Here is a 16,492-nt window from a genome sequence, read left to right on the forward strand (position 1 = left end):
CACGTGGTGGCGGGGTATCCATCAGGCCTGGTGGGAGACTGCGGAACGGGCCGGGGTCGCCTCTTCACCCCTAAACAGCTTGCTGTTACCCCAGCACTCTTCGTAGCGATGGCCGACGAGATCCTCAACGACAACCCGTACCTCCGGCGCGATATCGCCGATTTTGCCTCCCGCTTTAATCCGCGCAACCTCCTGTAAGACCACCATATGGGCTTTGCGATCCAGCTTCATCTGCTTGCTGAAGACGATCGCGGCCAGAGCCAGCAGCACCACTCCGCTACAGAACACCACGGCAATCGCCGTAACCGCGCTTTCCGGCTGGGTATGCGCCTTCGACTGGAAGCCGTAGAAGCTGAGAATAGCCCCCATGGTGAAGACGATGATCGAGCGTAGTATTTTCCCGGAGAAGGTCATGGCGCCAGCATAAATTCCCTCGCGACGGCGGCCGGTGTAAATCTCATCCACATCGGCAAGGAAGGTATAAACCGTCCACGGGATGTAATACACGCCGCCGGTTCCGAGGCCAAACAGGACGGTGATCCCGAACATCAGCACGGTAGCGAGGTGCGCCGGCAGATGGAAAAACCACAGCGAGGTGTAGAGCAGTACCGAGAAGATAACCACGCTCAGCGCGAGGATATAGGGCTTGCTGAAGCCTTTTTTCACGCACAGGCCGATGAACAGCGCGGTAGAGACCAGCTGCAGAATTGAGTTCAGGCTGTTCAGCCCGGCAACCATCGCCGGATCGTGCTGCAGAACGAAGATAACAAAATAGGTAAAGATGGAGGCGAACAGCCATTCCGCGCCGAAGCCACACAGGTACATGCCGAGATGTTTGCGGAAGACGCGTAAATAAAAGGTCGAGCGCATATCTTTAGCCAGCAGCAGCAGCGTATTGAGCAGCCCTCTCTTCTCGCTGACGCTGCTCTCCTCTTCCCGCGGACGCTCCCAGCTGCAGTACCACAGGCAGGAGATAGCGACGATCAGAATGATGCCGTAGGTCAGGCCGGTCAGGAAGAACGGGGTAGCGGAATCCTTGCCGTACAGCAGGATGAACTGGCCCGGAATAAAGGCCGCGAGGAAGTTTGCCAGCTTGCCAAAAATGGCTTTATAACCGGTGAGCTTAGACCGTAATGAGAAATCGTCGGTCATTTCGGTGGCCAACGTTTCGTAAGGCACCATGATTGAGGTATAAATGATTTCGAAGATCACGTAGGTGCTGAGGTAGTACCAAAAGCCGAGCCCTTCTACCCATAGCAGCGGATAAAACATCATCAGCGGAATGCCGATGAGCAAAAAGAAGCGCCGCCGGCCAAAGCGCCTGCCGAGCCGGGTTTTACCGAAGTTATCCGTAAGATAGCCCATTAACGGGTTACTGATGGCGTCGATAATGCTGGCGATCGAGAAAATTAACGAGGCCTCGATCAGCGTCAGCCCGCAAAATGTCGTATAAAAATAGAGTAACCAGGCGCCGCTGATTGCCAGCGCGCCGCTCCCCAGTAAGTTGCCGCCACCGTAGGCGAGCTGATGGCGTAACAAAATCGGTCTTCCCTGCAGCCCTTGCGAGGCTGAAGCCGCGTATCTTGCCATTAATATAAACCTCTTGTTTTAAATTTTTGAAACAGTGTTTTTATATTATTAACTCACGGTTTAGAAAGTGATCCCCGTCACTAATCATCGGTCAGGCGATTTAGCTGCGCAGTAATGCGATCGGCTTAAAAGTTTTTAATGCTTTTTAGGAATAACAAACGGCTGCGGAGCGCCAAAATATCAGGGCGGGGGAGCGTGTGGGCTATGTGCGAGGAGGCCTGAAGCGATGCCCAAGGCTGGTCGCTGGGCTCTCAGACGAGACTGGCAAGGGCGCTGGCGGAACGAAGCGGGAGGTGAATTATCGGGCACCTTTCATTAATAGCCTGAACGGTGCCCTGGAGCGGTGGTTCCCGCTGACTTTAGCCAGCCTGAAGGCGCGGCTGATGCGGCGTTTGTCTAAGCCGGATTAATGGCGCTGCTGCGCCACCAGATCCATCAGACGGCGGTCGGTTTGCTGCAGACAAAGACCGGCTTTATCGGCGCTACGCACTTCATCGAGAACGGTTTGCAGGAGCATGCCGTCCTGCTGCTGCTCTTTCTCTAAGAGGGTCAAAAAGCGCCAGGTGGAATCATCGCTTTGCGCTTTAGCTTCTTCTGCCAGACCGGCGAGCAGGCTGCTGCGCTGTTCATAGTCGGCAAGAGTCTGGGTAAACAGATCCTCGAGGGAGCTGCACTCCTGATGATAGGTGCCTTCGGCCTTCACGATAGGCCACTCGCCGCCCTTTTTCATAAATTCGAACACCCGCATCATCAGCGTGACGCTGGACTGCGCCTGGGTGCGGAGAAACGTCGCGGAGCCGTTCAGGCGCTGCTGTGCGCACCACTCGCTCAGATGCAGATACGAGTTCGACGCGCGGAACTCAAGATTCATCTGGTTATTCAGCTTTTGAGCCATTCCTGCAACTACCATAAAATATCCTTATTAATCTGGAAGGGGGCCTTCGCGGGTTAAGAGCTTTCGCCCCCAACAGCTTCATTACGAGACCTTCACACGAAACTTTACTGGCGGAATAATATAATTCCGCGCTCTCCATGAGTGGCCGGAAATGATATTTCCGATGTCCACAAATATAGAATACTCTCAGAACTTACTTAAGAAAACTCTTAACCGGAGGGATTTACGTTTAGTTACACCATCCGCTGATAGCAGGCCATTGATTAGCATTTTCATTAAATTGAATGTCATTTAACGCCTTGATTATATTTTATTTTTATCGTTGTATTCGTCAGTTTTATCAAAGCCTTCACTCATATTACGTAGTTGTATGATGTTTACATGAGCAGCGCTTAATTAAAATAACCGCGTCGTATGTTTAATAGCAGCATTTAATTGTCACGATTCTGCTGGCGCAACATTGCGCTGGATCATTTTTTAATTTTTACGGCTGACTGCCGGGAAATAATATTTCAGGGCGATGACGATTGTGTCAATAAAGCGTGATGTCGGGCGTAGCGCCTGGCATCGCCGGGAGGAGGGGGCCAGGGGGAGGGCAACCGCTAGCGCCGATTGCGGGTCCGCATGCCGGGCGCGCTGCGCTAAATGCGTCACAGGGATAACTCTGCTGGTGATATGGATAATACGGCTTATGCCTGCGCTAATTGTCTGACAATTGGCGCTTTTTTTATGTCATTTTTCGCTGAATTTATGCACTCAATTACTGTAATTCCGCGATGTGATAATGCTCTCGTATGGAGAATTGATTTCCGGCTATTACTATTTCAACAACGGCATCGTTGGATGAGATTTTTCTAATACCTTGTTTTAAGTCTGATAAAAATTTTTAGATCCGATATTTCCCTACATAAAAGCGAATTTAAGCTGGAGTTTACCATGCACAAATTTACTAAAGCGCTGGCGGCGATTGGTCTCGCTGCGGTTATGTCACAATCAGCTATGGCGGAAACGCTTAAGCTCGGTTTTCTGGTCAAGCAGCCGGAAGAGCCGTGGTTTCAAACTGAATGGAAATTTGCCGATAAGGCCGGCAAAGATTTAGGTTTTGAGGTGATTAAAATCGCCGTTCCGGACGGTGAAAAAACGCTTAATGCGATCGACAGCCTGGCCGCCAGCGGCGCGAAGGGGTTTGTTATTTGTACGCCGGATCCGAAGCTCGGAGCGGCGATTGTCGCCAAAGCTCGCGGCTATGACATGAAGGTGATCACCGTCGACGATCAGTTCGTCAACGCCAAAGGCAAACCGATGGAGAGCGTTCCGCTGGTGATGATGGCGGCCAGCGAGATTGGCGCTCGTCAGGGCCAGGAGCTCTATAAAGAGATGCAAAAACGCGGCTGGGACGTGAAGGATACCGGGGTGATGGCGATTACCGCCGATGAGCTCGATACCGCGCGTCGCCGCACCACCGGTTCGCTGGATGCGCTGAAAGCCGCCGGCTTCCCGGATAAACAGATTTACCGCGTGCCGACGAAATCCAACGATATCCCCGGCGCCTTCGATGCCGGCAACTCGATGCTGGTCCAGCACCCGCAGGTCAAACACTGGCTGATCGTCGGGATGAACGATAACACCGTCCTGGGCGGCGTTCGCGCAACTGAAGGGCAGGGCTTCAAGGCTCCGGATGTGATTGGTATTGGTATTAACGGCGTGGATGCGGTCAACGAGCTCTCCAAGGCGCAGGCCACCGGCTTCTACGGCTCTCTGCTGCCGAGCCCGGATATTCACGGCTACAAAACCAGCGAGATGCTCTACAACTGGGTAACCAAGGGCGCCGAACCGCCGAAGTTCACGGCGGTCACCGACGTGGTGTTGATTACCCGCGATAACTTCAAAGAAGAGCTGGCGAAAAAAGGGCTGTAAGGCCTGCTAACCATGCCTCCCGCAGCGGCGGGAGGCTGAGCGCAGTAGAGCGGAGTCGTTATGCAACAGTCTACCCCTTATCTCTCATTTCGCGGCATCACCATGACTTTCCCGGGCGTTAAAGCGCTGTCCGATATTAGCTTTGACTGCTATGCCGGCCAGGTTCACGCCCTGATGGGAGAAAACGGCGCCGGGAAATCCACGCTGCTGAAGATCCTCAGCGGCAACTATATACCGACCGCGGGCAGCCTGGAGGTGCGCGGCCAGCAGATGGCGTTTAGCAACACCACCGAGGCGCTTAACGCCGGGATCGCCATTATTTACCAGGAGCTGCACCTGATACCGGAAATGACCGTCGCGGAAAATATCTACCTCGGCCAGCTTCCGCACAAATACGGCATGGTGGACCGCAAGCTTCTTAACTACGAAGCGCGGCTGCAGCTGGAGCATCTGGGGCTGGATATCGATCCGCAAACGCCGCTGAAGTACCTCTCCATCGGCCAATGGCAGATGGTGGAGATCGCCAAGGCGCTGACGCGCAACGCCAAGGTCATCGCCTTTGACGAGCCGACCAGCTCCCTTTCTGCCCGTGAAATCGACAACCTGTTCCGGGTTATTCGCGAGCTGCGTGAGGAGGGGCGGGTCATTATTTACGTCTCGCACCGCATGGAGGAGATCTTTGCCCTGAGCGACGCGATCACCGTCTTCAAGGATGGCCGCTATGTGCGCACCTTCGACGATATGCAGACGGTAAGCCACGATGCGCTGGTGCAGGCGATGGTGGGGCGCGATTTAGGGGACGTCTACGGCTGGAAGCCGCGCGAGTACGGCAGCGAGCGCCTGCGCCTGGAGCAGGTAAAAGCGCCGGGCGTAAGAACGCCGGTGAGCCTGGCGGTGCGCAGCGGAGAAATCGTCGGCCTCTTTGGCCTGGTGGGCGCCGGGCGCAGCGAGCTGATGAAGGGTCTGTTTGGCGGAACCCGCATCACCGGCGGCCAGGTCTACATCGACGGGGAAGCTATCGATATTCGGAAACCGGCGCAGGCCATACAGGCCGGGATGATGCTGTGTCCGGAGGATCGCAAAGCCGAAGGCATTATTCCGGTGCACTCGGTGCGCGACAATATCAACATCAGCGCCCGACGTAAGCATATTCACGCCGGCTGCCTGATTAACAACGGCTGGGAGGCGCAGAACGCCGACCGCCATATTCAGTCCCTTAATATTAAAACGCCGGGACCCGAGCAGCTGATTATGAACCTCTCCGGCGGTAATCAGCAGAAGGCGATTTTGGGGCGCTGGCTCTCCGAGGAGATGAAGGTGATCCTGCTCGATGAGCCGACTCGCGGGATAGACGTCGGAGCCAAGCATGAAATTTACAACGTCATCTACGCGCTGGCGGCATCCGGCGTGGCCGTCGTCTTTGCCTCCAGCGATTTACCCGAAGTGCTTGGCGTTGCGGACCGCATCGTCGTGATGCGCGAAGGGGAAGTGGCGGGTGAGCTGCTGCATGAAGATGCGAATGAACAGCAGGCGTTAAGCCTTGCGATGCCAAAAGTGAGCCAGGCGGTCGCCTGAGTAAAGGAGTCTATGATGTCCTCTGTTACCACCTCAAATACCCGTCGATCCGCCTTCAGCTTTGCCCGTATCTGGGATCAGTTTGGAATGCTGGTCGTCTTTGCCGTGCTGTTTATCGGCTGCGTGATTTTTGTGCCGAACTTTGCCTCTTTCATCAATATGAAAGGCCTCGGACTGGCGATTTCGATGTCCGGAATGGTGGCCTGCGGGATGCTGTTTTGCCTGGCATCCGGCGATTTCGATCTCTCGGTTGCGTCGGTTATCGCCTGCGCGGGCGTGACCACCGCGGTGGTCATCAACCTCACCGAAAGCATGTGGATCGGCATTGCCGCCGGCCTGCTGCTGGGGGCGCTAAGCGGCCTGGTCAACGGTTTTGTTATCGCCCGGCTGAAAATCAACGCCCTGATAACCACCCTTGCGACGATGCAGATTGTGCGCGGGCTGGCCTATATTATCTCCGATGGCAAAGCGGTGGGCATTGAAGATGAGCGCTTCTTCACCCTCGGCTACGCCAACTGGTTCGGCCTGCCGGCGCCGATTTGGCTGACCGTGGGCTGCCTGATAATCTTTGGTCTGCTGCTGAACAAAACCACCTTTGGCCGTAATACTCTGGCAATCGGCGGCAATGAAGAGGCGGCGCGTCTGGCAGGGGTGCCGGTCGTGCGCACCAAGATTATTATCTTCGTTATCTCCGGTCTGGTTTCTGCTGCGGCGGGGATTATTCTGGCATCGCGAATGACCAGCGGTCAGCCGATGACCTCGATTGGCTATGAGCTGATTGTGATCTCCGCCTGCGTGCTGGGCGGCGTGTCGCTAAAAGGGGGGATCGGCAAGATTTCGTACGTGATCGCCGGGATCCTGATCCTCGGCACCGTCGAGAATGCGATGAACCTGCTCAATATCTCGCCTTTCTCGCAGTACGTGGTGCGCGGCGTGATCCTGCTGGCGGCGGTTATCTTCGATCGCTACAAGCAGAAGGCAAAGCGTAGCGTGTAAATACTCCAACCTTTCAGTTTAATCCTGGAATATCACCGGCGCCCGCTGCGCTGGTGATAACTATCAAAAATGGCGAGCTCCGTCACACTGTCTATACTTACATGGCTAACAATTCGTTAACAGCCAGCGAAACGCTGGCCATGAAAGGAGGAATTCAGGGTGGCTGACCAGATATCTGTACCGCCTGTACCAACCGAAAATTGCGCATTTTTCTTTGACCTCGACGGTACTCTTGCCGATATCAAACCTCATCCCGATCAGGTTGTTATCCCGGTTAACGCGCTTCAGGCGCTGCGGCAGCTCGTGCAGCAGCAGAGTGGGGCGGTGGCATTGATTTCAGGGCGCTCAATGGCTGAGCTCGATGAGCTTACCCGTCCTCACCGGCTGCCGCTGGCCGGTGTCCACGGAGCTGAGCGCCGTGATATCAATGGGAATACGCATATCGTTTCCCTACCGGATGCGCTGCAGAAGGAGCTTCACGGGCGGCTGGCGCTGGCGCTTGAGGCGTTGCCAGGCTGTGAGCTTGAGCATAAAGGGATGGCTTTTGCGCTGCACTACCGTCAGGCGCCGCAGCATCAAAGCGCGGTGCTGACGCTGGCCCAGGAGGTGGTGAAGAGCTATCCGCTGCTGGCGCTGCAGCTGGGCAAGTGCGTGGTCGAGATAAAACCGCGCGGCGTGAACAAAGGCGAGGCGATCGCCGCCTTTATGCAGGAGGCGCCGTTCGCGGGGCGCAGGCCGGTATTTGTCGGTGACGACTTAACCGATGAAGCGGGTTTTGGCATCGTTAACCAGCTGGGCGGCGTTTCGGTAAAAGTCGGCAGCGGCGACACCCAGGCGCGCTGGCGTTTGACGGACGTCTCGGCGGTGCACCAGTGGCTAAATAATATTGCGAATAATGGACATCAACCAGACGCGCTAACCGACAGGAGAGATGGCTATGAGTCGCTTAGTCGTAGTATCTAATCGTATTGCTCCCCCGGATGATAAAAAGGCCAGCGCCGGTGGCCTGGCCGTGGGGATTATGGGGGCCTTAAAAGCGGCCGGTGGGCTGTGGTTCGGCTGGAGCGGGGAAATTGGCGACGATAGTCAGCCGTTGAAAAAGGTCACTCAGGGAAACATTACCTGGGCCTCCTTTAACCTTAGCGAGCAGGACCACGATGAGTACTACAACCGCTTTTCCAACGCGGTGCTGTGGCCCGCGTTTCACTATCGTCTCGATCTGGTCGATTTTCAGCGCGAAGCCTGGGAGGGCTATCAGCGCGTAAACGCGACGCTGGCGGATAAGCTGCTGCCGCTGATTGAGCCGGACGACATCGTGTGGATCCACGATTATCATCTGCTGCCCCTGGCGCACGAGCTGCGCCAGCGCGGGGTTAATAATCGGGTCGGCTTCTTTTTACATATTCCCTTCCCGACCCCGGAAATATTTAACGCGCTGCCGCCGCACGCCGAGCTGCTTGAACAGCTCTGCGACTACGATCTGCTGGGCTTCCAGACCGAGAGTGACCGGCAGGCGTTTCTTGACTGCATCGCGGTGCAGACCCGCCTGACCACCCGAAGCGGAAACGCTCATGTCGCCTGGGGCAAACCGTTCCAGACCGAGGTCTACCCGATTGGCATCGACCCCGATGAGATCGCGCGTAGCGCAAAAGGGCCGCTGCCGCCGAAGCTGGCGCAGCTCAAAAGCGAACTCAAGAGCGTGCAGAATATCTTTTCCGTAGAGCGGCTGGACTACTCGAAAGGGCTGCCGGAGCGCTTCCTGGCCTATGAGGCCTTGCTGGAGAAATATCCCCAGCATCACGGCAAGATTCGCTACACCCAGATTGCCCCGACCTCGCGCGGTGATGTCCAGGCCTACCAGGATATCCGTCACCAGCTGGAAACCGCCGCCGGGCGCATTAACGGCCAGTATGGTCAGCTGGGCTGGACGCCGCTCTACTATCTGAATCAGCATTTTGAACGCAAGCTGCTGATGAAAATCTTCCGCTATTCCGACGTTGGGCTGGTGACGCCGCTGCGCGATGGGATGAATCTGGTGGCGAAGGAGTTTGTTGCCGCCCAGGATCCGCAGAGCCCCGGCGTTCTGGTGCTGTCGCAGTTTGCCGGCGCGGCAAACGAGCTGCCGACGGCGCTCATCGTCAATCCCTACGATCGCGATGAGGTCGCCGCGGCGTTGGACACCGCGCTCACCATGCCGCTGGCCGAACGCATCGCGCGCCATTCGGCGATGCTGGCGGTGGTCAAGGACAATGATATCCACCGCTGGCAGGAGCGGTTTATCGCCGACCTAAAGCGGATAGAAGCGAGAAATGAGGAGAGTCACCTGCAGCGTAAGGTGGCGACCTTCCCCAAACTGGCCTAGTTCGGCCCTCAGGCTGGCGCTTCGGCGCTAGCCTTTCTCCAGCGATACCAGCAGCACGTCAACGCCGCTGCTGCCGACGATACTTTTAGCCGAGCAGGTGGCGCGGGAAAACAGGCTGTGGTTGTGGTTGCCGCAAATCACCAGATCCACCCGATGCTGCTGGCAAAAATCCTTCACGTGATGGCCAAGTTCGCCGCTGGCGATGGTGATTTTTTCAATCGGATAGCCGGCATCCTGAGCCAGTCCGTTGAGAAAGTCGCGGGTTTCTTCATACATCAGATCCCGCAGGTTCTCTAACATCGGCGCCGCAAACTGGTTATACATTTCCGGGTCCGTTGCCAGCGTTATCAGGCTAATTTTGGCCTCAAGCGGGCGCGCGATAGAGACCGCCTTGTTGATAAGCGTCCGACTTTCCGGCGTTGGGGCAACGGCTACAAGCAGATGTGAGTAGGGCATCAAGCCTCCTTAAGATACGCAAAATAACCCTTCTTCTTTTCTTTACTCCGATTTCCCTGTTCCCGCAAGGGCTATTGTTTGCTGCAAAGCCCGCCGCTGCGCGGGGCGCGAAATAGCGATTTTGGCAGCCTCCTCGCAAAAATGGTCTTTGGTTTTGCCATAAAAGAAAAGCTGTTTTATAAATCGGTGATGCGCGTTCACCCTCTCTTTGCGTTTTTGCCATTGCCGGGTCAGGGCTGGCAAAAATGAAAAGGTAACCCCGTTTCCATCCTTTTACTGTAGCCAGGTACCTACTCCCTTTTGGCCTGGCCAGAAAGATTGTCGGAGTTCACTAAAAATAACGACACAGGATTTACGGCGATGAAAACACGTAAAATCGGTTTGGCTAATTATCTTGCCTATGGATCGGGCGATTTCCTCGGCGCGGGAACCACGGCGCTCACCGCAGCATGGCTGCTCTATTTTTACACCACCTTTTGCGGCCTGTCTCCGATTCAGGCAACCCTTATCTTTGCCACCGCCAGGGTGCTGGATGCGGTAATTAGCCCGCTGATGGGCTTCCTGACCGATAACTTTGGCACCACCCGGCTCGGCAAACGCTTCGGCAGACGAAAGTTTTTTATCCTGCTGGGTATCCCCTGCGTATTCAGCTACTCAATGATGTGGGTCGGCGATATGGGGTTCTGGTACTACCTCCTCACCTATCTGCTGTTTGATATTGTCTACACCATGATTCTGGTGCCGTACGAAACCCTGGTCCCGGAAATGACCGATGATTTTAAACAGAAAACGAAATTCTCCGGGGCGCGTATTTCGATGGCGCAAATGTCGGCAATCCTCGCCTCATTCCTGCCGGGCGTGCTGCTTACCCACTTTGGTAAGGACAATGCGGTCTCCTTCTTTTACGCAAGCCTGGTGTTCTCGGTCCTCTGCGCGGTGATGCTGACGTTCGTCTGGTTCTTTACCTGGGAGCGCGCGCGCGAAGCGTGGTCGGAGACGGCGCTGCGGGCCGAGGAGGAGAAGCGTAATCTCTCGCTGGCGCAGAGCCTCAATCGTCTGTTTATCGAGCTCACCTCGACGCTGCGCATTAAAATCTTCCGCCAGCATCTGGGCATGTATCTTGGCGGCTATATTGCTCAGGACGTGTTTAACGCCGTCTTCACCTACTACGTCGTCTTTGTGCTGATGCAGGAAGCCGCAGTGGCATCCAACCTGCTCGGCACCATGGCCATCTTCCAGTTTATTGCGGTCATTGCCATGATCCCGCTGTGCATCCGCTTTGGGCCGGCGCCGTCCTATCGGATGGTGGTTATCCTGTTTGGCCTCGGCTCGCTCTCCTATGCGCTGCTTTACTACGCCGGGCTGAGCGACGTTTATTCGCTGCTGCTGCTGGTTTCCGCCATTGCCGGCCTCGGCCGCGGTGGGATCAACTATGTTCCATGGAACACCTACACCTATATTGCCGACGTCGATGAGGCGATCACCGGCCAGCGTCGGGAGGGCATTTTCGCCGGCATCATGACGCTGACCCGCAAGGCCTCTCAGGCGGGAGCGGTAATGCTGGTGGGCATCATTATGCAGCTCTCCGGCTTTGTCTCCGGGCAGAAAACGCAGCCCGATGAGGTCAGCCATACCATCCTGCTCATTCTGAGCGTGGGCACGCTGGTGGTGCTGGCCTGCGGGTTCCTCGTCTCCCTGCGCTTTAAGCTCAACCTCGAGACCCACGGCGTGCTGCAGGCCGAAACGCGAAAAATGCGCCAATCGGGTCGGGCGCAGCCGGAGCTTGCCCGCGCCGAGGATCGGGCGGTGGTGGAGATGCTGGCCGGTATGCCTTACGCATGCCTGTGGGGAAATAACAACATTGGCTATCTGAATCGTAATAAGCCTGCCGCGCCGTCCCTCAGGCAGGGTGCTGAAATGAATTCGACATTGAACAGAGGTTAATAATATGAAGGTTTGGCCTGTTAAACAGAGTCCTTTACTGCGTCAGCCGGAGCACTTTATTGCGCGCAACGAGCTGCAGGCGCTTATCGAGAAAGTGACCGACAATCTGGTCAATATTCGGGATGAAACGGGCGCGTTTCTGCTACGGCTGGACGATGGGCGGGTCATTGATACCAAAGGGTGGGCCGGCTGGGAGTGGACCCACGGCGTCGGTTTATACGGTATCTATCAGTATTATCAGCAGACCGGAGATATCGCGATGCGCGATATTATCGACAGCTGGTTTGCGGACCGCTTCGCTGAAGGCGCGACCAGCAAAAACGTCAACACCATGGCGCCATTCCTGACCCTGGCCTGGCGCTATGAGGAGACCGGCAGGCAGGAGTATCTGCCGTGGCTCGACAGCTGGGCCGAATGGGCAATGCACGAGATGCCGCGCACCCGTCACGGCGGGATGCAGCACATCACCCTGGCGGAGGAGAACCACCAGCAGATGTGGGATGACACGCTGATGATGACCGTGCTGCCGCTGGCGAAAATCGGCAAATTACTCAACCGGCCGCAGTATGTGGAAGAGGCGACATACCAGTTTTTACTCCACGTGCAGAACCTGATGGACCGCGAGAGCGGGCTGTGGTTCCACGGCTGGAGCTATGAGGGCCAGCATAATTTCGCCCGGGCCCGCTGGGCGCGCGGCAACAGCTGGCTGACGATGGCGATCCCGGACTTTCTTGAGCTGGTGGACTTCCCCGAGCATAGCGCGGTGCGGCGCTATCTGCTTCAGGTGCTGAATGCGCAAATTGCGGCGCTGGCAGAGTGCCAGCACGAGAGCGGTCTGTGGCATACGCTGCTGGACGATCCGGATTCGTATCTTGAGGCGTCGGCAACCGCCGGCTTTGCCTACGGTATCCTGAAGGCGGTACGTAAACGCTACGTGAGCCGGGAGTATGAGCGCGTCGCGGAGAAGGCCATGCGTGGGATCGTGCAAAATATCTCCCCGCAGGGGGAGCTGCTGCAAACCTCGTTCGGCACCGGAATGGGCTCGAATCTCGACTTCTATCGCCAGATCCCGCTCACCTCGATGCCCTACGGGCAGGCGATGGCGATCCTGTGCATGACGGAATATCTGCGCCGGTATTTCTGACGGCGAACTTTATCGGCTCTGCGCCGCGCGGCCGGAGGAGGGCGCAAAAAAAGAAACCGGCATAAGCCGGTTTCTTTATCGCTTATCAGAGCGGTATTACATCCGCTCGACGGTTTCAATACCTAAGGTATCCAGACCGGTTTTCAGGGTTTTGGCGGTCAGCTGCGCCAGCTTCAGGCGGCTGTTGCGCGTCTCTTCGCTCTCCGCGGAGAGGATCGGGCAGTGCTCGTAGAAGCCGGAGAACAGGCCGGCCAGATCGTACAGGTAGGCGCACATGACGTGCGGGGTCCCTTCGCGCGCAACGACGGTCAGCGTCTCTTCAAACTGCAGCAGACGTGCGGCCAGCTGCGCTTCGCGATCTTCGGTGATGATGACCGGCGCCGCGGCCAGCGCGCGCTCGTCAATCTCCGCTTTACGGAACACCGACAGCACGCGGGTATAGGCATACTGCATGTAAGGCGCGGTGTTGCCTTCAAACGCCAGCATGTTGTCCCAGTCGAAGATGTAGTCGGTGGTGCGGTTCTTGGACAGATCCGCATATTTTACCGCTCCGATACCGACCGCGTTAGCCAGCTTCTCCAGCTCGTCGGCAGGCATATCCGGGTTTTTCTCGGCAACCAGGCGACGCGCGCGTTCCAGCGCTTCGTCCAGCAGGTCGGCAAGCTTCACGGTACCGCCGGCGCGGGTTTTAAACGGCTTACCGTCTTTACCGAGCATCATGCCAAACATATGGTGCTCCAGCGGGACGGAACCCGGCACGTAGCCCGCTTTACGCACGATGGTCCACGCCTGCATCAGGTGCTGGTGCTGGCGGGAATCGATGTAGTAGAGCACGCGATCGGCGTGCAGGGTTTCGTAACGGTATTTTGCGCAGGCGATATCGGTGGTGGTGTAGAGATAGCCGCCATCCTTTTTCTGGATGATAACGCCCATCGGTTCGCCTTCCTTGTTTTTGTACTCATCAAGGAATACTACGGTGGCGCCTTCGCTCTCAACGGCCAGGCCCTGTGCTTTCAGATCGGCAACGATACCCGGCAGCATCGGGTTGTACAGGCTTTCACCCATTACGTCGTCGCGAGTCAGGGTCACGTTCAGGCGGTCATAGGTAATCTGGTTTTGCGACATGGTAATGTCGACCAGCTGGCGCCACATCTGGCGGAAGTACTCGTCGCCACCCTGCAGTTTAACCACGTAGCTGCGCGCGCGCTCGGCGAAGGCTTCGTCTTCGTCGTAGTGCTTTTTCGCTTCACGGTAAAAGCCTTCGAGGTCCGCCAGCGCCATTTCGCCGGCATTTTCCTGCTGCTGCTTTTCGAGCCAGGCGATCAGCATCCCAAACTGGGTACCCCAGTCGCCGACGTGGTTAGCGCGAATCACCTTGTGGCCGAGGAACTCGAGGGTACGAACCGCGGCGTCACCAATGATGGTGGAGCGCAGGTGGCCGACGTGCATCTCTTTTGCCACGTTGGGCGCCGAATAGTCGACGACGATAGTCTGCGCCTGCGGCTGGGCAACGCCAAGGCGCTCTGCGGACAGCGCCTGGCTAACGTTGGCGGCTAAAAACGCCGGGTCGAGGAAAATATTGATGAAGCCAGGCCCGGCGATTTCGACCTTGTTGGCAATGCCGTTCAGATCGAGATGAGACAGCACCTGCTCTGCCAGTTGTCGCGGTGCCATACCCAGTTTTTTAGCGACTGCCATCACGCCGTTGGCCTGATAGTCACCGAACTGGATTTTTGCTGACTGGCGGACCTGCGGTTCGCAATCGGCAGGGGCGCCTGCCGCGATCAGGGCGTGGCTGACTTTTTCTGAGAGAAGAGCCTGAATATTCACCGGAATACCTTACTTTTAAGGCGCCGTAACCCCTGCTGGGTGGCGCCGGAATGTGGACAAATTAGGGCAGGAGTATACTGCATTTGCACCCCTGCGTCAGCCCTGCGCGCGCGTTGCCGGGCGGCGTGCTTAACGAATAACCAGCGCGGACAGGATAAAGAAGATTGCAGGTTGGTCGCCGCCGGGAAACGCGATAAATTAGCCCCTTTAGCGAGCGTCGAGGTCAAGAATGGCGAACTGGCAGCAAATTGATGAACTTCAGGATATTACCGCGGATCTGCCGCGCTTCACCGAGGCGTTAGGCCAACTGGCCGCGCGGCTCGGGCTGGATATTGCGCCCCTGTCTGCGGACCACATCTCTCTGCGCTGTCATCAGAATACAACCGCGGCGCGCTGGCGGCTCGGGCTTGAGCAGTGCGGCACGCTGCTCTCAGAAAGCACCATTAACGGTCGGCCTATCTGCCTGTTTAAGCTGGATGAACCTGTGATCGTGGCGCACTGGCGCTTTAGCGTGGTTGAGCTGCCGTGGCCCGGGGAAAAGCGCTACCCGCACGAGGGCTGGGAGCACGTTGAGATTGTGCTCGCCGGTGAGCCGGAAACGCTTAATGCCCGCGCGCTGGCGCTGCTCTCCGACGACGGCCTCAGCCAGCCGGGGATATTCGTCAAAACCAGCTCGCCGAAAGGGCAGCACGAACGCCTGGCAAATCCGACGCTGGCGGTGACGGACGGGAGCGTGACGATCAAGTTTCATCCATGGTCCATCGAGCAAATTATCGCCAGTGAAAAAACGGATGCGTAACAGTGTGAAGCTACGCGGTTTCTGAACCGAAAAATCGTGACATGCTGTGTTGCCCGCGGCGTGAATGGAGAATGGAATGACGCTACTGGAAGTATGCTGTTACAGCACGGAGTGCGCCGAAGAGGCGCAGCGACGCGGTGCAGACCGCATCGAACTGTGCGCCGCGCCGCAGGAGGGAGGGCTAACGCCATCGCTGGGCGTGCTCAAAACGGCCCGCAGGACCCTGACTATCCCGGTGCATCCGATTATTCGCCCGCGTGGCGGTGATTTTTGCTACACCGAGGGCGAGTTTGCGGCGATGCTCGACGACGTGGCGACGGTTCGAGAACTGGGTTTTCCGGGCCTCGTGATTGGCGTTCTGGACGCCGACGGCCGGGTTGATACCGCGCGGATGCGTAAAATTATGGCCGCGGCGGGACCGCTGTCGGTTACCTTCCACCGGGCTTTCGATATGTGCGCAAATCCGCATCAGGCCTACGCTACCCTGGCTGAATTAGGCGTTGCGCGGATCCTGACATCCGGTCAGCAGGCGAGTGCAGAAAAAGGTATTTCATTAATTTTGGAACTTATTGCCCTGGGCGATACTCCAATCATTATGGCCGGAGCAGGGGTGCGAGCAGCAAACCTGTCGCAGTTCCTCGAAGCCGGCGTAGAAGAAGTGCACAGCTCCGCCGGCCAGTGGCTGCCTTCGCCGATGCGCTTTCGTAATTCCAGGCTGTCGATGTCTACGGATGTCGAAGCAGATGAATATTCACGCTATGCCGTTAACGGCGCAGCGGTGGCGGAAATGAAGAGCATTATTTCCGCCTGAGTGCCCGCGTTGTTTGCGCGCAGCCTGCGGGCTGGTCAGCACAACGGCTGCGGGCAGAGAGAGAAAACCGTTTTTTGCTGCACATCATGTCGCCCAATATGATGATTGCCCGTACCAGGCCCCTGCAATTTCAACAGGGGCCTTTTTTTATGCAAAATTTCGCGACCGATCGC

At 56.9% G+C, this 16,492-nt stretch carries 13 protein-coding genes; 9 read left to right on the top strand and 4 right to left on the bottom strand.

Annotated elements, in window-relative coordinates:
- Positions 1 to 21 precede the first annotated feature (21 nt).
- Together HCK03_RS09590 and HCK03_RS09595 are read right to left on the bottom strand one after the other, a co-directional pair.
- A complete protein-coding gene (locus HCK03_RS09590; protein ID WP_167692423.1) occupies positions 22 to 1,539 on the bottom strand; it encodes an MFS transporter in 1,518 nt (505 codons plus the stop codon).
- A 457-nt stretch (positions 1,540 to 1,996) separates the two neighbouring features.
- A complete protein-coding gene (locus HCK03_RS09595) occupies positions 1,997 to 2,500 on the bottom strand; it encodes a non-heme ferritin-like protein (protein WP_123551619.1) in 504 nt (167 codons plus the stop codon).
- Positions 2,501 to 3,421: 921 nt separating this feature from the next.
- On the opposite strand from HCK03_RS09595, the gene HCK03_RS09600 reads away from it, so the two are divergent.
- From HCK03_RS09600 to otsA, 5 genes are all read left to right on the top strand, one after another.
- Positions 3,422 to 4,402: an arabinose ABC transporter substrate-binding protein gene (locus tag HCK03_RS09600; RefSeq protein WP_041146259.1), complete on the top strand. Its 981-nt coding sequence runs from the start codon at positions 3,422 to 3,424 to the stop codon at positions 4,400 to 4,402.
- Between the two features lie 60 nt (positions 4,403 to 4,462).
- On the top strand, positions 4,463 to 5,977 hold the full coding sequence (araG, locus tag HCK03_RS09605; RefSeq protein ID WP_045859261.1) for an L-arabinose ABC transporter ATP-binding protein AraG: 1,515 nt from the start codon (positions 4,463 to 4,465) through the stop codon (positions 5,975 to 5,977).
- Between the two features lie 15 nt (positions 5,978 to 5,992).
- Positions 5,993 to 6,973, top strand: a complete 981-nt coding sequence (araH, locus tag HCK03_RS09610) for an L-arabinose ABC transporter permease AraH (RefSeq protein WP_041146257.1) — start codon at positions 5,993 to 5,995, stop codon at positions 6,971 to 6,973.
- 159 nt (positions 6,974 to 7,132) lie between these two features.
- Positions 7,133 to 7,936 (top strand): trehalose-phosphatase, encoded by an 804-nt coding sequence (gene otsB / locus HCK03_RS09615; protein WP_167691482.1) that lies wholly within the window; start codon positions 7,133 to 7,135, stop codon positions 7,934 to 7,936.
- Positions 7,911 to 9,335 carry an alpha,alpha-trehalose-phosphate synthase gene (gene otsA, locus HCK03_RS09620; protein ID WP_167691483.1) on the top strand — a complete coding sequence of 475 codons (1,425 nt, stop codon included), beginning with the start codon at positions 7,911 to 7,913 and terminating at the stop codon, positions 9,333 to 9,335. The genes otsB and otsA overlap by 26 nt, the downstream gene beginning before the upstream one ends.
- 27 nt (positions 9,336 to 9,362) lie before the next feature.
- Here otsA and uspC read toward each other — a convergent pair whose 3' ends face one another.
- Positions 9,363 to 9,791, bottom strand: coding sequence for a universal stress protein UspC (uspC, locus tag HCK03_RS09625; RefSeq protein WP_167691484.1), 429 nt, complete (start codon positions 9,789 to 9,791; stop codon positions 9,363 to 9,365).
- Between the two features lie 360 nt (positions 9,792 to 10,151).
- On the opposite strand from uspC, the gene HCK03_RS09630 reads away from it, so the two are divergent.
- Positions 10,152 to 11,735, top strand: a complete 1,584-nt coding sequence (locus HCK03_RS09630) for an MFS transporter (RefSeq protein WP_041146253.1) — start codon at positions 10,152 to 10,154, stop codon at positions 11,733 to 11,735.
- Between the two features lie 4 nt (positions 11,736 to 11,739).
- On the top strand, positions 11,740 to 12,879 hold the full coding sequence (bglB, locus tag HCK03_RS09635; protein ID WP_167691485.1) for a beta-galactosidase BglB: 1,140 nt from the start codon (positions 11,740 to 11,742) through the stop codon (positions 12,877 to 12,879).
- Between the two features lie 96 nt (positions 12,880 to 12,975).
- On the opposite strand, the gene argS is transcribed toward bglB, so the two are convergent.
- Positions 12,976 to 14,709, bottom strand: coding sequence for an arginine--tRNA ligase (gene argS / locus HCK03_RS09640; RefSeq protein WP_041146251.1), 1,734 nt, complete (start codon positions 14,707 to 14,709; stop codon positions 12,976 to 12,978).
- A gap of 229 nt (positions 14,710 to 14,938) precedes the next feature.
- Between argS and HCK03_RS09645 the strand changes: the two genes are divergently transcribed.
- Positions 14,939 to 15,508 (top strand): VOC family protein, encoded by a 570-nt coding sequence (locus tag HCK03_RS09645; RefSeq protein ID WP_167691486.1) that lies wholly within the window; start codon positions 14,939 to 14,941, stop codon positions 15,506 to 15,508.
- Between the two features lie 76 nt (positions 15,509 to 15,584).
- Entirely contained in the window at positions 15,585 to 16,319 is a 735-nt protein-coding gene (gene cutC, locus HCK03_RS09650; RefSeq protein ID WP_167691487.1) for a copper homeostasis protein CutC, read from the top strand.
- Positions 16,320 to 16,492: the final 173 nt, after the last annotated feature.

The sequence above is a fragment of the Klebsiella terrigena genome (assembly GCF_012029655.1).
Taxonomy (GTDB): domain Bacteria; phylum Pseudomonadota; class Gammaproteobacteria; order Enterobacterales; family Enterobacteriaceae; genus Klebsiella; species Klebsiella terrigena.

Excerpts from the sequence above, each read along its gene's own strand:
- HCK03_RS09595 (WP_123551619.1), bottom strand. The coding sequence starts at position 2,500 with ATGGTAGTTGCAGGAATGGCTCAAAAGCTGAATAACCAGATGAATCTT.
- HCK03_RS09600 (WP_041146259.1), top strand. The coding sequence starts at position 3,422 with ATGCACAAATTTACTAAAGCGCTGGCGGCGATTGGTCTCGCTGCGGTT.
- araG (WP_045859261.1), top strand. The coding sequence starts at position 4,463 with ATGCAACAGTCTACCCCTTATCTCTCATTTCGCGGCATCACCATGACT.
- araH (WP_041146257.1), top strand. The coding sequence starts at position 5,993 with ATGTCCTCTGTTACCACCTCAAATACCCGTCGATCCGCCTTCAGCTTT.
- otsA (WP_167691483.1), top strand. The coding sequence starts at position 7,911 with ATGAGTCGCTTAGTCGTAGTATCTAATCGTATTGCTCCCCCGGATGAT.
- uspC (WP_167691484.1), bottom strand. The coding sequence starts at position 9,791 with ATGCCCTACTCACATCTGCTTGTAGCCGTTGCCCCAACGCCGGAAAGT.
- HCK03_RS09630 (WP_041146253.1), top strand. The coding sequence starts at position 10,152 with ATGAAAACACGTAAAATCGGTTTGGCTAATTATCTTGCCTATGGATCG.
- bglB (WP_167691485.1), top strand. The coding sequence starts at position 11,740 with ATGAAGGTTTGGCCTGTTAAACAGAGTCCTTTACTGCGTCAGCCGGAG.
- HCK03_RS09645 (WP_167691486.1), top strand. The coding sequence starts at position 14,939 with ATGGCGAACTGGCAGCAAATTGATGAACTTCAGGATATTACCGCGGAT.
- cutC (WP_167691487.1), top strand. The coding sequence starts at position 15,585 with ATGACGCTACTGGAAGTATGCTGTTACAGCACGGAGTGCGCCGAAGAG.